The 15,416-nt window shown below is 70.5% G+C and carries 16 protein-coding genes; 8 read left to right on the top strand and 8 right to left on the bottom strand.

The features are described from left to right. Positions 1-27 precede the first annotated feature (27 nt). Together FFT10_RS12125 and uvrC are read right to left on the bottom strand one after the other, a co-directional pair. The gene (locus tag FFT10_RS12125; RefSeq protein ID WP_228027082.1) at positions 28-510 is read right to left on the bottom strand and encodes an energy transducer TonB family protein; all 483 of its coding nucleotides are present in this window, start codon (positions 508-510) and stop codon (positions 28-30) included. Between the two features lie 127 nt (positions 511-637). Beyond that, positions 638-2,644 (bottom strand): excinuclease ABC subunit UvrC, encoded by a 2,007-nt coding sequence (uvrC, locus tag FFT10_RS12120; protein ID WP_137733082.1) that lies wholly within the window; start codon positions 2,642-2,644, stop codon positions 638-640. A 53-nt stretch (positions 2,645-2,697) separates the two neighbouring features. On the opposite strand from uvrC, the gene earP reads away from it, so the two are divergent. From earP to mnmC, 4 genes are all read left to right on the top strand, one after another. Next, positions 2,698-3,774 (top strand): elongation factor P maturation arginine rhamnosyltransferase EarP, encoded by a 1,077-nt coding sequence (gene earP, locus FFT10_RS12115; protein ID WP_137733081.1) that lies wholly within the window; start codon positions 2,698-2,700, stop codon positions 3,772-3,774. A 108-nt stretch (positions 3,775-3,882) separates the two neighbouring features. After that, positions 3,883-4,437 (top strand): elongation factor P, encoded by a 555-nt coding sequence (gene efp / locus FFT10_RS12110; RefSeq protein WP_137733080.1) that lies wholly within the window; start codon positions 3,883-3,885, stop codon positions 4,435-4,437. 77 nt (positions 4,438-4,514) lie between these two features. Then, positions 4,515-5,471 carry a heme-dependent oxidative N-demethylase subunit alpha family protein gene (locus tag FFT10_RS12105; RefSeq protein WP_137733079.1) on the top strand — a complete coding sequence of 319 codons (957 nt, stop codon included), beginning with the start codon at positions 4,515-4,517 and terminating at the stop codon, positions 5,469-5,471. Further along, on the top strand, positions 5,468-7,369 hold the full coding sequence (gene mnmC / locus FFT10_RS12100) for a bifunctional tRNA (5-methylaminomethyl-2-thiouridine)(34)-methyltransferase MnmC2/FAD-dependent 5-carboxymethylaminomethyl-2-thiouridine(34) oxidoreductase MnmC1 (RefSeq protein WP_137733078.1): 1,902 nt from the start codon (positions 5,468-5,470) through the stop codon (positions 7,367-7,369). Before FFT10_RS12105 ends, mnmC begins: the two co-directional genes overlap by 4 nt. Here mnmC and rpiA read toward each other — a convergent pair. Continuing rightward, complete coding sequence (gene rpiA / locus FFT10_RS12095; RefSeq protein ID WP_137733077.1) at positions 7,358-8,050, bottom strand: ribose-5-phosphate isomerase RpiA; 693 nt, start codon at positions 8,048-8,050, stop codon at positions 7,358-7,360. The genes mnmC and rpiA overlap by 12 nt on opposite strands. A 45-nt stretch (positions 8,051-8,095) precedes the next feature. Here rpiA and FFT10_RS12090 point away from each other — a divergent pair, with 45 nt between their 5' ends. Beyond that, positions 8,096-9,142: a quinone-dependent dihydroorotate dehydrogenase gene (locus FFT10_RS12090; protein ID WP_137733076.1), complete on the top strand. Its 1,047-nt coding sequence runs from the start codon at positions 8,096-8,098 to the stop codon at positions 9,140-9,142. Here the strand turns inward: FFT10_RS12090 and FFT10_RS12085 are convergent, their stop codons facing one another. After that, the gene (locus FFT10_RS12085) at positions 9,143-9,784 is read right to left on the bottom strand and encodes a 3-oxoacid CoA-transferase subunit B (RefSeq protein ID WP_137733075.1); all 642 of its coding nucleotides are present in this window, start codon (positions 9,782-9,784) and stop codon (positions 9,143-9,145) included. It abuts the gene before it with no gap. A 1-nt stretch (position 9,785) separates the two neighbouring features. Continuing rightward, positions 9,786-10,496, bottom strand: coding sequence for a CoA transferase subunit A (locus FFT10_RS12080; protein WP_137733074.1), 711 nt, complete (start codon positions 10,494-10,496; stop codon positions 9,786-9,788). A 135-nt stretch (positions 10,497-10,631) separates the two neighbouring features. Between FFT10_RS12080 and FFT10_RS12075 the strand changes: the two genes are divergently transcribed. The 3 genes from FFT10_RS12075 (at position 10,632) to FFT10_RS12065 (ending at position 12,472) form a co-directional block, all read left to right on the top strand. Continuing rightward, entirely contained in the window at positions 10,632-11,069 is a 438-nt protein-coding gene (locus FFT10_RS12075; protein ID WP_137733073.1) for a PaaI family thioesterase, read from the top strand. Further along, the gene (locus tag FFT10_RS12070; protein WP_137733072.1) at positions 11,066-11,629 is read left to right on the top strand and encodes a PAS and helix-turn-helix domain-containing protein; all 564 of its coding nucleotides are present in this window, start codon (positions 11,066-11,068) and stop codon (positions 11,627-11,629) included. Before FFT10_RS12075 ends, FFT10_RS12070 begins: the two co-directional genes overlap by 4 nt. A 72-nt stretch (positions 11,630-11,701) precedes the next feature. Next, positions 11,702-12,472 carry a DUF3011 domain-containing protein gene (locus tag FFT10_RS12065; RefSeq protein ID WP_137733071.1) on the top strand — a complete coding sequence of 257 codons (771 nt, stop codon included), beginning with the start codon at positions 11,702-11,704 and terminating at the stop codon, positions 12,470-12,472. Between the two features lie 46 nt (positions 12,473-12,518). Here FFT10_RS12065 and FFT10_RS12060 read toward each other — a convergent pair whose 3' ends face one another. The 3 genes from FFT10_RS12060 to FFT10_RS12050 are packed head-to-tail and all read right to left on the bottom strand — an operon-like array spanning position 12,519 to position 15,387. Then, positions 12,519-13,853, bottom strand: coding sequence for a TRAP transporter large permease (locus FFT10_RS12060; RefSeq protein ID WP_137733070.1), 1,335 nt, complete (start codon positions 13,851-13,853; stop codon positions 12,519-12,521). After that, positions 13,850-14,353 (bottom strand): TRAP transporter small permease, encoded by a 504-nt coding sequence (locus FFT10_RS12055; RefSeq protein ID WP_137733069.1) that lies wholly within the window; start codon positions 14,351-14,353, stop codon positions 13,850-13,852. Before FFT10_RS12055 ends, FFT10_RS12060 begins: the two co-directional genes overlap by 4 nt. A 32-nt stretch (positions 14,354-14,385) precedes the next feature. After that, a complete protein-coding gene (locus tag FFT10_RS12050; RefSeq protein ID WP_137733068.1) occupies positions 14,386-15,387 on the bottom strand; it encodes a TRAP transporter substrate-binding protein in 1,002 nt (333 codons plus the stop codon). Positions 15,388-15,416: the final 29 nt, after the last annotated feature.

Here is a 15,416-nt window from a genome sequence, read left to right as displayed (position 1 = left end):
CAGGACGGCCCTGCCAGCCCGCTGACGCTACAGGTCCAGCGTGCGCGGCTTGAAGCGGCGCTGGTTGTCGAACAGGAAGGTCTCGGTGAAGCGCCAGGGCCGCGGCAGGTGGCCGACGGCGCCGAACGGGGCCGCGCGCTGCACCGCATCGATGGCCAGCTGCACCGTGTCGGTGGCCTGGCCGGGCCGGCGCAGCACCTGGATGCGGCGCACGCTGCCGTCGCGGTTCAGCTCGACCTCCAGCACCGGGATCGCCAGCGCCGGCTGGTGCACCGGGCCGGTGTAGGTGCCGTCGGGGTTGAGTGCCAGGATGCGCAGCGCGGCCTGGTGGCGGTAGTCGTCCCAGTCACGCGCATGGCGCCAGGGCGGCGGCGCCGCGGGTGGGCGCTGGGCCTGGGCCGGCGGGGCGGCGGGCGGCTGCGCCGTGCTTGCCACCGGCGGCGCGGTGGCCGCGGGTGGCGCAGCCACCGGCGGTGCCGGCGTCTGGCTGCAGCCGGCGCACAGCAGCACGCCAGCCAGGCAGGCCAGCCTGCGGACGCCTTCCGGCGTCCGCAGTGCGGGCTCAGAGCCTGGCGGCTTGTATCGCCGCCAGGCCTTCGCCAGCCTGCGAACGCCTTCCGGCGTCCGCAGTGCGGGCTCAGTGCAGCGCACGGTAGATCGCCTCGGCCAGGTCATGCGACACCCCTTCCACGCTGCACAGGTCTTCCACACTCGCTGCCGCCACACCGCGGATGCCGCCGAAGCGCTGCAGCAGCTTGGCGCGCTTCTTCGGGCCGACGCCGGCGATGTCTTCCAGCTTGCTGCCGCCGGTGCGCACGCTGGCGCGCTTGGCGCGCATGCCGGTGATGGCGAAACGATGGGCCTCGTCACGGATCTGCGCGACCAGCATCAGCGCGGCCGAATCATGGCCCAGGTAGACCTTCTCGCGGCCGTCGGCAAACACCAGCTCTTCCAGGCCGACCTTGCGGCCTTCGCCCTTTTCCACGCCGACGATCAGCGACAGGTCCAGCCCCAGGCCGGCGAACACCTCGCGCGCCATTGCCACCTGGCCGCGGCCGCCGTCCACCAGCACCAGGTCGGGCAGGCGCAGGGCCTTGGGCAGCACGCTGTTGGCGGCATCGGCGGCCATCTCGCCGGCTTTCTGGGCGATGCCGCGGGCCTCGGCCACCTTGGCATAGCGGCGGGTCAGCACCTGGCGCATCGCGGCATAGTCGTCGCCGCCGGTGATGCCGTCGATGTTGAAGCGGCGGTAATCGGCGGGGCGCATCGCATGGCCCTCGTAGACCACGCAGCTGGCCTGGGTGGCCTCACCGGCGGTGTGGCTGATGTCGAAGCACTCGATGCGCAGCGCATCCAGGTCTTCCACCACCAGGTCCAGCGCCTCCACCAGCGCGCGGGTGCGCTCGCGCTGGCTGCCTTCTTCCGACAGCAGCCGCGCCAGCGCGATCTGCGCGCCCTTCTCGGCCATCTCCAGCCAGAGCTTGCGCTGCTCCCGCGGCTGGTGCTGGGCGGTGATCCTGCTGCCGGTCTGCTCGCCCAGCGCGGCCAGCAGCTCGGGCGCCACCGGGCAGCTCAGCACCAGCAGGCCGGGCGGTGCCACGCCCAGGTAGTGCTGGGCGATGAAGGCTTCCAGCACCTGCTGCTCCACCGTCAGCGCGCTGCTGCGCTCCTCGGCCTCGTCGGCGGTCAGTGCAGCGGCGTCTTCCACATGGGCGGGAAAGTAGGCGCGGTCGCCAAGGTGGCGGCCGCCACGCACCATCGCCAGGTTGACGCAGGCACGGCCGCCCTGCACCTTGACGGCCAGCACGTCGACATCGCGGTCGCGCACCGAGGTGAGGCTGCTCTCCTCCATGCTCTGCTGGTGCAGCACCCGGCTGAGCGCGCTGATCTGGTTGCGCACCTCGGCGGCACGCTCGAACTCCAGCGCATCGGCATAGGCCATCATCTGCGCCTGCAGCGTGCCGATCACCTCATCGGTGGCGCCGAGCAGGAAGCGCTCGGCGTTGCTGACATCACGGCCGTAGTCTTCCGGCGTGATCAGGCCCACGCAGGGGCCGGAGCAGCGGCGGATCTGGTACAGCAGGCAGGGCCGGCTGCGGTTGGCGTATACCGTGTCCTCGCAGGTGCGCAGCTTGAAGGCCTTCTGCAGCAGCAGGATGGTCTCCTTCACCGCCCAGGCGCCCGGGTAGGGGCCGAAGTAGGTGTGCTTGCGGTCCACCGCGCCGCGGTAGTAGGCGATGCGCGGGAACGGATGGCGCTGCAGCTTGAGGTACGGGTAGCTCTTGTCGTCGCGGAACAGGATGTTGAACTTCGGGTTCAACGTCTTGATCAGGTTGTTTTCGAGCAGCAGCGCCTCGGCCTCGGTGCGCACCACCGTGGTCTCCAGGCGGGCGATGCGCCCCACCATGTGGCCGATGCGAGTGCCGCCGTGGTCCTTCTGGAAGTAGCTGGCCACCCGCTTCTTCAGGCTGCGCGCCTTGCCCACGTACAGCACGTTGCCCTGGGCGTCGAAGTAGCGGTAGACGCCGGGCAGGCTGGGCAGCGCGGCCACCTCGGCCAGCAGGCGTTCACGGTCGGGCGCGGGCGCGCGCGCGGCCGAAGCGTCGGGCGTGTCGGTGTTCGCGGGCGTGTCGGGCGGGGTCATCGGTGGGCAGGGGCGGCGGTGTCGGATTCTGCCGCCGCGCCACAATTCCGCAGATGGAGCGCTGGCACTGGGATGTGTTCTGCCGGGTGATCGACAACTTCGGCGATGTCGGCGTCAGCTGGCGGCTCAGCAGCGCGCTGGCCGCCCGCGGCCACACGGTGCGGCTGTGGATCGACGATGCCAGCGCGCTGGCCTGGCTGGCGCCGGGTGGCGCGCCGGGTGTCACAGTGCAGGCCTGGGATGCGGCCGCGCAGGCCAGTGAGCCAGGCGACGTGGTCGTCGAAACCTTCGGCGCGGCGCCGCCCGATGGCTTTGTCGCCCGCATGGCCGCACAGCCGCAGCCCCCGGTGTGGATCAACCTCGAATACCTCAGCGCGGAGGCCTATGTGGAGCGCAGCCACGGCCTGCGCTCGCCGCGCTTCAGCGGCCCCGGCGCCGGCCTGGACACCTGGTTCTTCTACCCCGGCTTCACGCCGGCCACCGGCGGGCTGCTGCAGCACCCGCCGCCGCCCACCGCCGCCGCAGCCCGCGCCTGGCTGGCGCAGCGCGGCTGGGCGCCAGCCGACGGCGAACGCGCGGTGCTGCTGTTCGGCTATGCCAACCCGGCGCTGCCGGCCCTGCTGGCCGCGCTGGCCGGCCCGCCCACGCTGCTGTGGCTGCCCCAGGGGCCATTGCAGGCACAGCTGGCCAGCCAACCCCTGCCGCCGGGCCTGCGCGCACAGGCCCTGCCCTGGCTGCCGCAGACCGACTTCGACCAGCTGCTGGCCGCCGCCGACCTGGCCCTGGTGCGCGGCGAGGATTCCTTCGTGCGCGCCCAGCTGGTGGGCGCCGGTCCGGTGCTGTGGCAGATCTACCCGCAGAGCGACGGCGCCCATGCGTCCAAGCTGGACGCCTGGATGGACCGGCTGCTGGCCGGCGCGCCGGCGCCATTGGCCACCGCCGTGCGCCGGGCGCAGCGGCTGGTCAACGGCCTGGAGACGGCCGCCGACGACCAGCCGCTGGCCCTGCCCGACCTGGCCGCCTGGGCCGCACAACAGCGCCGCTGGCAGGCCGGATTGCACGCCCAGGCCGACCTGGTCACCCAGCTGCTGGCCTTCGCCGGCAGCCGGATGGCCATGAAATCCGGCTAAAATCGCGGGCTTTGCTTCACGCCGACCGGCGTCATTGTCGCCAGTCAAGCCCGCTGCGCACGTCGCAGCTCGGCTGGCCACCACCGGTCCACATCCCCGGGAACCCCCATGAAAATCGCTCAAGAAATCCGCGCCGGCAACGTCATCATGCAGGGCAAGGACCCGTGGGTCGTGCTCAAGACCGAATACTCCCGCGGCGGCCGCAACTCGGCCACCGTGCGCATGAAGCTCAAGAGCCTGCTGAACAACCAGGCCACCGAGACGGTGTTCAAGGCCGACGACAAGATGGACCAGATCGTCCTGGACAAGAAGGAGTGCACCTACACCTACTTCGCCGACCCGATGTACGTCTTCATGGACGGCGACTACAACCAGTTCGAGGTGGAAGCCGAGAACATGGGCGACGCCATCCAGTACCTGGAAGACAACATGCCGGTGGAAGTGGTGTTCTACGACGGCAAGGCCATCTCGGTCGAACTGCCCACCAGCGTGGTGCGTGAAGTGACCTGGACCGAGCCGGCCGTCAAGGGCGACACCTCGGGCAAGGTGCTCAAGCCGGCCAAGATCGCCACCGGCTTCGAGATCCCGGTGCCGATCTTCGTCGCCCAGGGCGACATGATCGAAATCGACACCCGCACGCACGAGTACCGCAAGCGCGTCTGATCACTCTCTGCGCTTGGCCAACAAGGGCACCTCGGTGCCCTTTTTGCTGCCCGCGCGGCGGTGATACCGTTCCTGCCATGGCCTTCGACTTCGACGCCGCGGTGCACCTGCCGCACCGCATGCAGCCCGGGCTGCGCCGGCTGGCGCCGGGTGCGCAGCAGCTCACGCCGCTGCGTCCGGGCCCGGGCGGCCCGGCGGGCCACCTGGGCGAGAAGCTGGCCGTGCTGGGCGCCCATGCCCCGCAGGCGCTGCTGGGCGCCACCGGTTTCGACCCCGGGCCGGCCCTGCAGGCCCTGGCCAACCACGCGGCCGCCGAGCATCCCCAGGCGCTGCAGATCGACGGCGGCCGATGGCATGCGCCCTGGCTGGGCTGGACGCTGGATGCCGACGAGCAGCCACAGGCCCATGGCGACGTGCTGCCCGAGATCGGGCCGCTGCTGCTGGCCATCGACCGCCCCTGGCGCCGCGCCGCGCTGCTGAGCCTGGCCTTCGCCGAGGACTTTGCGGTGGTCGACGGCGCCACCGGCACCCTGCCCTGGCTGGCGGTGGCACTGCCGTCGATGTGGGCGCCCGAGGAGAAGGTGGGCCGCAGCTTCGCCGAGGCCCATGCGCCGGTGGCCGACAACCGGCTGATCGTCGGCGCCGCGCCGCAGTTGGTGAAGCTGGTCACGTCGAGCGAGCCGTGGGAGCGCTTTGTCTGGACCCTGACCGCCCACCCCCGCCTGCACGGACATCCGCAACGGGTGGACCCCGCGCGCTGGGCCGCGGGGCTGGACGACGACCAGCTGGCCGCGCAGACCTGGTTCCGCACCGAGCGCCAGACCTTCATCCCGGTGCCCGGTGCGCGGCAGTCGGTGTTCACCATCCTGGTGAATGTGACGCCGCTGACCCGCGCCTTCGCCATGCCGGCCCAGGCTGCACGGGTGCACGATGCGCTGGCCTCGATGAGCGACGCGGTGCTGGACTACCGCGGCCTGACACGCGCCCGCCCGGCGCTGCTGCGCTGGCTGGCGCGGCAGTCGCAGCCGGTGTGAGCTGGGGCCCGCTGCAGCCGGCGCGCATCGACTTCAGCGATGCGCAGGTGCCCAGCGCACCCGATTTCGGCGACCTGTACCACGCCCGCGCCGGCGCACTGGGCCAGGCGCGCCATGTCTTTCTGGCCGGCAACGGCCTGCCCGGGCGCTGGGCCGGGCGCCGGCGCTTCGTGGTGCTGGAGACCGGTTTCGGCCTGGGCCACAACTTCCTGGCCACCTGGGATGCCTGGCAGCAGGACGCCCGGCGCTGCGACACGCTGTGGTACGTGGTCATCGAGAAGCACCCGCCGCGGCGTGACGACATGGCCCGTGCCCATGCCGCGTCGCCGCTGCCGGCGCTGTCCGCCGAGCTGCTGCGCGCCTGGCCGCCGCTGACACCCGACATGCACCTCGTCGACCTGGCCGGCGGCCGGGTGCGGCTGCTGCTGGCCTTCGGCGACATCGCCCAGGTGCTGCCCGAGCTGGTGCTGCAGGCCGACGCCTTCTACCTCGACGGCTTCGCGCCCGATCGCAACCCGGCCATGTGGGATCCCTGGCGCCTGCGCCAGTTGCCGCGCCTGGCCGCGCCCGGCGCCACCCTGGCCACCTGGAGCGTGGCCAGCGCGGTGCGCCAGGGCCTGCAGGCAGCAGGCTTCCAGGTGGAGAAGCGACCGGGCTGGGGCGGCAAGCGGGAGATGACCGCCGGCGTGTTCGCGCCCCGCTTCACGCCGCCGGCGCCACCCGGCCGCCAGCCGCTGACCGGCGTGCAGACGGTGGCCGTGGTGGGTGCCGGCCTGGCCGGCGCAGCCACCGCCGCGGCGCTGGCCCGCCGCGGCCTGGCGGTGCAGGTGATCGACCGGCAAGCCGGCCCCGCGCGCGAGACATCAGGCAACGCCGGCGGCTTGTTCCACGGCGTCGTGCATGCGCAGGACGGTGTCCACGCCCGCTGGCTGCGCGCCGCAGCACTGCAGGCGGCACGGGTGCTGCAGCCGCTGATCGACAGCGGTGCGGTGCCGGGCGCCATGCACGGCCTGTTGCGTGGTGAGCAAGCGCTGACATCCACAGCGATGCAGCAGCTGCTGGACAACCTGGCCCTGCCGCCCGACTACCTGCAGGTGCAGCCCCAAGGCGCGGGGGCCGCCTGGTTGTACCCCGGCGGTGGCTGGGCGGCGCCGGCAGCGCTGTCCGCCCATTGGCTGCAGCACCCAGGCATCGCCTGCCGCTGGGGAACCACCGTGCAGGCGCTGCAACCGACACCGGCCGGCTGGCGGCTGCTGGGTGCCGATGGCCAGGTGCTGGCCGAGGTGGATGCGGTGGTGCTGTGCAACGCCGCCGACACGCAGCGTCTGGCCGGCGCCGACTGGCCGCTGCAGACCGTGCGCGGCCAGACCACGCTGCTGCCGGCCGGCCTGCCGGGTGCACCCACCCTGCCCCGCCCAGTGGCCGATGCCGGCTATGTGCTGCCGCTGGCCGATGGCCGCCTGCTGTGCGGCGCCACGTCGCAGCGCGGCGATGCCGACCCCACGGTGCGCTGGGCCGACCACCAGCACAACCTGTCCACGCTGGCCCGGCTGACGGGCTGGTCGCCCCCGGCGAATGCAGGCCAGCTGGACGGCCGTGTCGGCTGGCGCCTGCTGGCCAGCGACCGCCTGCCGCTGCTGGGCCCGCTGCCGGCCGCGGGCACCGCATCCAGCCGCCCGGCCGACCAGCCGCGTCGGGTGCCGCGCCAGCCCGGGCTGGCCGTCTTCACCGCGCTGGGCTCGCGCGGCATCACCCAGGCGCCGCTGGGCGCCGACTTGCTGGCGGCCTGGCTGACCGGCGACCCGCTGCCCGTGCCGGCAGCGCTGGTGGATGCGCTGGACGTGGCGCGCTTCGGTTCCCGCGCGGTGCGGCGGGCGGCGCGGCCGTCAGTCGAATGACAGGCGCTGCACGCCGGTGGGCGTGCCCAGCAGGCACAGCCGGGCGCGGTGGCGGGCGAAGATGCCCACCGTCACCACGCCGGGCCACTGGTTGACCTCGGTCTCCATGGCCAGCGGGTCGCTGATCTGCAGGCCGCGCACGTCGAGGATCAGGTTGCCGTTGTCGGTGGTCACCCCGGCACGCACCGTGGCCACGCCGCCGTAGGCCGCCGCGAAACGCCGCGCCACCTGCGCCACCGCCATCGGGATCACCTCCACCGGCAGCGGAAAGCGGCCCATCACGTCCACCAGCTTGCTCTGGTCGGCGATGCAGACGAAGCGCTCCGCCAGGTCGGCCACGATCTTCTCGCGCGTCAGCGCCGCGCCGCCGCCCTTGACCATGTGGCCGCGGTGGTCGATCTCGTCGGCACCGTCGATGTAGACCGGGATGCGCTCGACCTCGTTGGCGTCCAGCACCCGGATGCCCAGCGCCTGCAGCCGCTGGGTGCTGGCCACCGAGCTGCTGACGGCGCCGGCGATGCGGTCCTTGATCGTGCCCAGCGCGTCGATGAAGCAGTTGACGGTGGAGCCGGTGCCCACGCCCACCACGGTGCCGGGCACCACCACATCCAACGCGGCGCGGCCCACCAGCGCCTTCAGCGCGTTCTGGGCATCCTGGGCCTTCAATTCATCCTGGTTCATGGCGCAAAACGGGGCGCTGCAGCCCCTCTGGGACAATCCGGGATTATGGCTTTGATCCCCTACGCGCTGACCCGCCCCTTCCTGTTCGGGCTCGACCCCGAGCGCGCCCATGAGCTGACGCTGGAATCCATCGCCACGCTGCAGAACACGCCGCTGCAATGCCTGTGGCAGCAGCCCCGGGTGGCCGACCCGGTCACCGTGGCCGGCTTGAAGTTCCCCAACCGCATCGGCCTGGCCGCCGGCCTGGACAAGAACGGCCGCTGCATCGACGGCCTGGGCGCGATGGGCTTCGGCTTCATCGAGGTGGGCACGGTCACGCCCAAGGGCCAGCCGGGCAATCCCAAGCCGCGCATGTTCCGCCTGCCGGCGAAAGATGCGCTGATCAACCGCCTGGGCTTCAACAACGAGGGCCTGGCGGCCTTTCTGGCGAATGTGCAGCGGGCGCGCAGCTTCCGCGCCGCGGGCGGCATCCTGGGCCTGAACATCGGCAAGAACGCCGCCACCGCGATCGAGGATGCCGCCAGCGACTACCTGGCCTGCCTCGACGGCGTGTACCCGCATGCCGACTATGTGACGGTGAACATCAGCAGCCCCAACACCAAGAACCTGCGCGCGCTGCAGAGCGACGAAGCGCTGGACGCGCTGCTGGGCGCGCTGCAGCAGCGCCGGCAGCAGCTGGCCAGGCAGCATGGCCGCCAGGTGCCGATGTTCGTGAAGATCGCGCCCGATCTCGATGAGGCGCAGGTCGGCGTGATCGCGGCCACGCTGCGGCACAACGGCATCGACGGCGTGATCGCCACCAACACCACCATCGCCCGGGAGGCCGTGGCCGGCCTGCCGCATGCCGACGAGGCCGGCGGCCTGAGCGGCCGGCCGGTGTTCGAGGCCAGCAACCGGGTGATCGCCCAGCTGCGGGCGGCGCTGGGCAGCGGCTACCCGATCATCGGCGTGGGCGGCGTGCTGAGCGGCCGCGATGCCCAGGCCAAGATCGCCGCCGGGGCGGACCTGGTGCAGGTCTACACCGGGCTGATCTACAAGGGGCCCGAGCTGGTGGCCGACTGCGCGCGGGCGCTGGCCGGCCCGGGCCGCTGATCAGAAGACCAGCGCCACGCCGGTCTTCTGCTGCAGTTCCTCCGGCGATACCCCGGGGGCCAGCTCCACCACCTTCAGGCCGGCCGGCGTCACGTCCAGCACGCACAGGTCGGTGATCAGGCGGTTGACCACCGCCTTGCCTGTCAGCGGCAGGGTGCACTCGGGCAGGATCTTCAGGTCGATGCTGCCGTCCTTCTTCTTGGCCACGTGCTCCATCAGCACCAGCACCCGGGCCACGCCGGCCACCAGGTCCATGGCGCCGCCCATGCCCTTGACCATCTTGCCGGGGATCATCCAGTTGGCCAGGTCGCCACGGGCGCTGACCTGCATCGCGCCCAGGATGCTCAGGTTGATCTTGCCGCCGCGGATCATGGCGAAGCTGTCGTGGCTGCCGAAGATGCTGCTGCCGGGCAGCGTGGTCACCGTCTGCTTGCCGGCGTTGATCAGGTCGGGGTCGACCTCGCTCTCGTCGGGGAAGGCGCCGATGCCGAGCATGCCGTTCTCGCTCTGCAGCCACACCTCGATGTCGGGCGACACGAAGTTGGCCACCAGCGTGGGCAGGCCGATGCCGAGGTTGACGTAGAAGCCGTCCTGCAGTTCCTGGGCCGCGCGGGCGGCCATCTGGTCATGGGTCCAGGCCATCTCAAACTCCCTTCGGGTTCTGCTTGGTGGTGCGCTTCTCGATGCGCTTCTCGGGCGTGGCATTCAGCACCAGGCGGCTGACGTAGATGCCGGGCAGGTGGATGCTGTCCGGGTCCAGGCTGCCGGTCTCGACGATCTCCTCCACCTCCACCACGCTGATCTTGCCGGCCATGATGACGGCCGGGTTGAAGTTGCGCGCGGTGCGGCGGAACACCAGGTTGCCGCTCTTGTCGGCCTTCCAGGCCTTGCCCAAGGCCACGTCGGGCACCAGGCTGCGCTCCATCACGTAGGTGTGGCCGTCGAACTCGCGCAGCTCCTTGCCCTCGGCCACCAGCGTGCCCACGCCGGTGCGGGTGAAGAAGGCCGGGATGCCGGCGCCGCCGGCGCGCAGCTTCTCGGCCAGCGTGCCCTGGGGCGTGAACTCCAGCTGCAGCTCGCCCGCCAGGTACTGGCGCTCGAACTCCTTGTTCTCGCCCACGTAGCTGCTGATCATCTTGCTGATCTGGCGCGTCTCCAGCAGCTTGCCCAGACCGAAGCCGTCGACACCGGCGTTGTTGCTGATGACGGTGAGGTTCTTCCTGCCGGAATCGCGCAGCGCGTCGATCAGCGCCTCGGGGATGCCGCACAGGCCGAAGCCGCCCACGGCCAGCAGCTGGTCGTCGGCGACGATGCCGTCCAGCGCTGCCGCCGCACTGGGAAAGATCTTGTTCATCGGGGAGGGCCCTTCGCTGAAGGTGGTGGGGGTGGCGCCGGCACGGGCACACAACCGGCCGGCGGCGCTGAGCGTACTGCTTAATGCATTACGTAGTCGTTACGTAAAATCGCCTAAACCCCCAGGAGCCCCGTGATGCCGGCCACGCCACTGACCGACCTGCCTGCGCTGCAGGCCATGCTGACCGACCTGGTGTCGCCCTGGGTGGCGCAGCTCGGCATGCGGGTGCTCAGCGCCAGCCCGGGCGAGGTGACGCTGGCCCTGCCCATCGTGCCGCTGCATGTGCATGTGGGCGGCGTGCTGTGCGGGCAGACGGTGATGGCCGCGGCCGACACTGCGATGATCCTGGCCATCAGCAGCCAGCTGGGCGGCTTCCAGCCGATGACCACGGTGCAGCTGCAGACCAGCTTCCTGCGCCCCATCGCCGGCAGCCGCACCGATGCCGCCGGCGAGGCCAAGGTCATCGGCCGGGTGCTGCGCCTGGGCAAGAACCTGGTCTTCGGCGAGATCGAGGTGCTGGACGCCGGCGGCAGGCTGGCCGCGCACGCCACCACCACCTACGCGCTGTTGTGACGCCTCCGGCGCTGGACTACCGGACGGCGTTCGATCTCGCGCCCATCGGCCTGGTGCTCAGCCGCCAGCGGCAGATCGTCGACTGCAACCGGCAGCTGCTGGCGATGTTCGGCGCCCAGCGCGACCAGCTGGTGGGCCAGAGTTTCGAGGTGCTGTACCCCAGCACCGATGAATTCGAGCGCACCGGCGCGCGCATCGTCGCCAGCCTGGATGCCCAGGGCTGGTATGCCGACGACCGGGTGATGAAGCGGCTGGACGGCCCGCAGCGCGGCACGCTGTTCTGGTGCCATGTCACCGGCCGGGCGCTGGACCCGGCGCAGCCGCATGCCGCCGGCATCTGGGCGTTCGAGGACCTGTCGGCCAAGCGCAAGCTGACGGTGGACTTCACCGCCCGCGAGCGCGAGATCGCCGCCCTGCTGATCGACGGCCTGACCAGCAAGCTGATCGGCAAGCGCCTGGGCATCAGCCCGCGCACGGTGGACGTGTACCGCGCCCGCCTGATGCGCAAGGTGGGCGCGGCCACCACGCCCGAGCTGGTGCACAAGCTGCTGGCGGGTTGAGCGCGGCGGCTGGATCCCGGGCGCTGGCGCGCTTAGCATCGCCTGGCCTCCACTTTTGTCCGGCACACCACCATGCGACGCTTCTACCATCGTCTGGCCGCCGCGGCCGCCCTGCTCCTGCTGGGCGGGCCGGCTCTGGCCGCCAGCGTCACCTGCCAGTCCCGCAACAACCAGCGCGAGGACTGCAGCTTGCGCGGCCGCGGCGAGGTGGTGCTGGTGCGGCAGATCAGCAAGACCACCTGCGTGAAGGGCCGCAACTGGGACGAGACGCGCCAGGGCCTCTATGTGACCGACGGCTGCGGCGGCGTGTTCGAGACCCGCGACGGCTGGAACGACCGGCCTGGCCAGGGCGGCGGCTGGGGCAATGGCGGCCATCCGAACCCTGGCGGCCCCAACGGCAACGGCCACGGCGACCTGGTGGGCGTGCGCGCCTCCAGCGGCGAATCGGAACTGCAGCGGCGCGGCTACCGCGAGACCCGCAACCAGAGCGCGCCGGGCGGCCGCTTCGTGTTCTGGCGCACGCCGCAGCGCGGCTGCATCGAGGTGCGGGTGGCCGATGGCCGCTTCCAGACCATCCGCCCGGTGAACAACAGCGAATGCGACAACGGCGGCCGTCCGCCGATGCCGCCGGACCGGCCATCGCATGGCGGGGGCCGCCCGCAGGCGCCGGACCCGGCGATGTGCATGATGCAGAACAGCAGCCAGGGCGCCACCGACGGCACCATCGAGCGCAGCACCGAGGTGCGCCCGGGCACCTGGGAGTTCGTGATCCGGATGTCGGGTGCGCGCTTCGTCTGCCGCACCGACAACCGGGGCCGCGTGATGTCGTTCAACCCCGGCTGAACCGCGGGCACACCGCCCTGCAGCCCGCCGGCGGGCCCTTGGCGGGCTACTTGCCCACCAGGTACAGCGAGATGGCCGGCACTGTGGCCACGATCGTCAGCCACACCACCATGATGATGATGAACGGGATCACGGCCTTGCAGATGACGGCAAAGGATTCCTTGAACGCCGCCATCGCCACGATCAGGTTCAGGCCCACCGGCGGAGTCAGATAGCCGATCTCCAGGTTGGCGATCATGATGATGCCGAAGTGGATGGGGTCGAAGCCCTTGGCCACGGCCAGCGGCTCCAGCAGCGGCGCCAGGATCAGGATCGCCGAGCCCGCGTCCATCAGGCAGCCCACGATCAGCAGCAGGATGTTGATCATGAACATCAGCATCCAGCGGTTGTCGATGGCGCTGACCATGTACTCGACCATCTGCTTGGGCGCGCCCGAGTGGTCAAGGATGGTGTTCAGGCTGCCCGCAATGCACAGCAGCGGCAGCAGCGTGGCCAGCAACCGGGTGGTCTCCAGCACCGTCTCGATCAGTTCCTTGCCGTTCATCGCCCGGGTGGCGAAGAAGTAGCGCAGGCCGGCCAGCCCGCCGGTGTCGGCCGGCCGCTCGGGCTGCTTCTCGCGCTTGTGCACGAAGAACTCGATCAACAGCGCATAGGCCAGCGCCACCGCGGCGGATTCGGTCGGGCTGAAGTAGCCCGAGTAGATGCCGCCGATGATGATGACCGGCAGCATCAGCGCGAAGATGCCGTCGGTGAACGACTTCCAGGCCTGCTGCAGCGTGTAGCGCTCGCGGCCGATCTTGCGGTTGACGGCAAACGAGTACATCGCGAACATGAACGTCAGCAGCAGGCCCGGGCCGATGCCGGCGACGAACAGCTGCGCGATGTTCCGCTCGGTCATGATGCCGTAGAGGATCAGCGGGATCGACGGCGGGATGATGATGCCCAGCGTGCCGGCCGAGGCCACCGCGCCCAGCGCAAAGCTCTTGCTGTAGCCGCGCGACACCATGGCCGGGTACATCACCGAGCCGATGGCCAGCATGGTGACGATGGACGAGCCGTTGATGGCCGCGAAGGCCGCGCAGCTCAGGATGCAGGCGATGCCCATGCCGCCCGGGATGGGCGAGGTGATCGTCGTCATGAAGCCGATCAGCCGCTGGGCGATGGTGCCGCGCGACATCACGTTGCCGGCCAGGATGAACAGCGGAATCGACAGCAGCACCTCGCGGTCGACCGTGAACCAGAAGTCCTGGATCAGGAATTCCAGCTTGCTGTTGGCGATGAAGACATGGATGTAGCCCGCCGCGACGGCGAACACCAGCACCAGGCTTTGCCGCAGCGCCAGCAGCGCCACGATCAGGACCAGCAGGATGAGCCAGCTCATGACGGCACCTCCGAGCGCGGCACGGGGCGCAGTTCCGGCCAGCGGGCGAATGCCAGGTGGCGCAGCGCCGACGACAGGAACATCCAGACCAGCACCAGCTGGATCGGCCACACCAGGATGGGGATGGCCATGCCACGCTCACCCAGCGCGGCCGAGCTCTGCACGAACTTCACCGCATACCAGGCCATGCCCAGGCAGATCACCGCAGACAGCACTTCACCGATGCGGTCGGCATGCGGCTCCAGTGCCTTGGGCAGCAGCTTGTCGGCAAACTGCGGCCGCAGGTGGCCACGCTCGGCCGTGACCAGGGCAAAACCCAGCAGCCCGGAAATCGCATTGCCCCACACCGCGAAGCGTTGGGCACCGAAGATGCCGTTGCCGAAGAACTCGCGGGCGAGCACGTCGGCCATCAGCGCCAGCGCGGTGGCGCAGAAGGCAGCGACGCAGATCGTCGCCTCCACCGTCCACAGCGCTTTCAAGAATTTCTGGACTGCTTGCATGGGTCATCCTGCAGAGCGTGGCATGGGGCGGCTCACTTGCCGCCGCTGGCGGCGTACTCGGCCTTGCCCTTCTGGATGGCAGCCCACAGTTCGGGCGCCCCCGGGCCCATGTCCTTGATCAGGGCCTCCTGGTTGGGCTGCACCAGCTTGCGCCATTCGGCACGCTGGGCGGCGGTCAGCTCATGCACGAAGCCGCCCTTCTTCTTGAACTCGTCCATCTTCGACACGAGCTCGTCGGCCACGGCCTTGCGCATGCGGACCACATCGGGCATCGACGCCTGCACCACCTGCTTCTGCGCCGGCGTCAGCGTTTCCCAGGCCGCCTTGTTGGCGACGATCACGCTGCCATGGTGCAGGTGTTGCGTCAGCACATAGTGCGGCGCGCTCTGCGCCGCCGGCGTGGTGACGTAGTACGGGAAGGGCAGGTCGGCCGCATCCACCAGGCCGCTCTGCAGCGCCGGGAACAGCTCGGACAGCGGCATCTGCACGCCGTTGGCGTTCAGCGAGGTCCAGAACATCTTGGACGCCGGCGACGGGGCGATGCGCACCTTCATGCCCTTGACCGAATCAGGCGTCAGGCAGGCCTTCTTGCAGACCACGTCGTTCCAGCCCACTTCGCCCAGGCCCAGCAGCACCAGACCCTTGGAATCGTAGATCTTGCGCAGCACCGGCAGCGCGAACTTGTCGGTGACGAAATCCTTCTCGGCCGTGCTGTTCCAGACGTAGGGCATGTTCAGCACCGCGGCCTCGGGCACCAGGCCGGAGGTGCCGGTGTAGGAGATGCTGCCGATCTCGATGCGGCCGCGCACCACCTGCTGCGTGGCTTCCTGCTCGCTGCCGATGAACAGGCGCTCGGCCTTGACTTCGCCCTTGGTGCCTTCGCCGATCTTCTGGGCCGTCTCGTCGACGAACGTGATCAGCACCGAGCCGGGCTGGGCGGCCGAGCCGACCTTCCAGGTTTTCTGTGCCAGGGCGGCGGAGCTGGCACAGGCCAGGCTCAGGCAGGTGAGGGACAGCGCAAGCAGCGATTTCATCGGCGACTCCAGTCGGGTGATGGATGGAC

This window comes from Pseudaquabacterium pictum (genome assembly GCF_005403045.1).
Taxonomy (GTDB): Bacteria; Pseudomonadota; Gammaproteobacteria; order Burkholderiales; family Burkholderiaceae_C; genus Pseudaquabacterium; species Pseudaquabacterium pictum.
The sequence above is the reverse complement of the archived record's forward strand: the minus strand, read 5'-3'. Positions and strand labels throughout refer to the sequence as shown.

What these genes read in the sequence shown, in the direction of transcription:
- rpiA (WP_137733077.1), bottom strand. Translation starts at nt 8,050, where the DNA reads ATGAACCAGGATGAATTGAAGGCCCAGGATGCCCAGAACGCGCTGAAG.
- efp (WP_137733080.1), top strand. Translation starts at nt 3,883, where the DNA reads ATGAAAATCGCTCAAGAAATCCGCGCCGGCAACGTCATCATGCAGGGC.
- uvrC (WP_137733082.1), bottom strand. Translation starts at nt 2,644, where the DNA reads ATGACCCCGCCCGACACGCCCGCGAACACCGACACGCCCGACGCTTCG.
- earP (WP_137733081.1), top strand. Translation starts at nt 2,698, where the DNA reads ATGGAGCGCTGGCACTGGGATGTGTTCTGCCGGGTGATCGACAACTTC.
- FFT10_RS12075 (WP_137733073.1), top strand. Translation starts at nt 10,632, where the DNA reads ATGCCGGCCACGCCACTGACCGACCTGCCTGCGCTGCAGGCCATGCTG.
- FFT10_RS12080 (WP_137733074.1), bottom strand. Translation starts at nt 10,496, where the DNA reads ATGAACAAGATCTTTCCCAGTGCGGCGGCAGCGCTGGACGGCATCGTC.
- FFT10_RS12065 (WP_137733071.1), top strand. Translation starts at nt 11,702, where the DNA reads ATGCGACGCTTCTACCATCGTCTGGCCGCCGCGGCCGCCCTGCTCCTG.
- FFT10_RS12055 (WP_137733069.1), bottom strand. Translation starts at nt 14,353, where the DNA reads ATGCAAGCAGTCCAGAAATTCTTGAAAGCGCTGTGGACGGTGGAGGCG.
- FFT10_RS12050 (WP_137733068.1), bottom strand. Translation starts at nt 15,387, where the DNA reads ATGAAATCGCTGCTTGCGCTGTCCCTCACCTGCCTGAGCCTGGCCTGT.
- FFT10_RS12085 (WP_137733075.1), bottom strand. Translation starts at nt 9,784, where the DNA reads ATGGCCTGGACCCATGACCAGATGGCCGCCCGCGCGGCCCAGGAACTG.
- FFT10_RS12060 (WP_137733070.1), bottom strand. Translation starts at nt 13,853, where the DNA reads ATGAGCTGGCTCATCCTGCTGGTCCTGATCGTGGCGCTGCTGGCGCTG.
- FFT10_RS12090 (WP_137733076.1), top strand. Translation starts at nt 8,096, where the DNA reads ATGGCTTTGATCCCCTACGCGCTGACCCGCCCCTTCCTGTTCGGGCTC.
- FFT10_RS12105 (WP_137733079.1), top strand. Translation starts at nt 4,515, where the DNA reads ATGGCCTTCGACTTCGACGCCGCGGTGCACCTGCCGCACCGCATGCAG.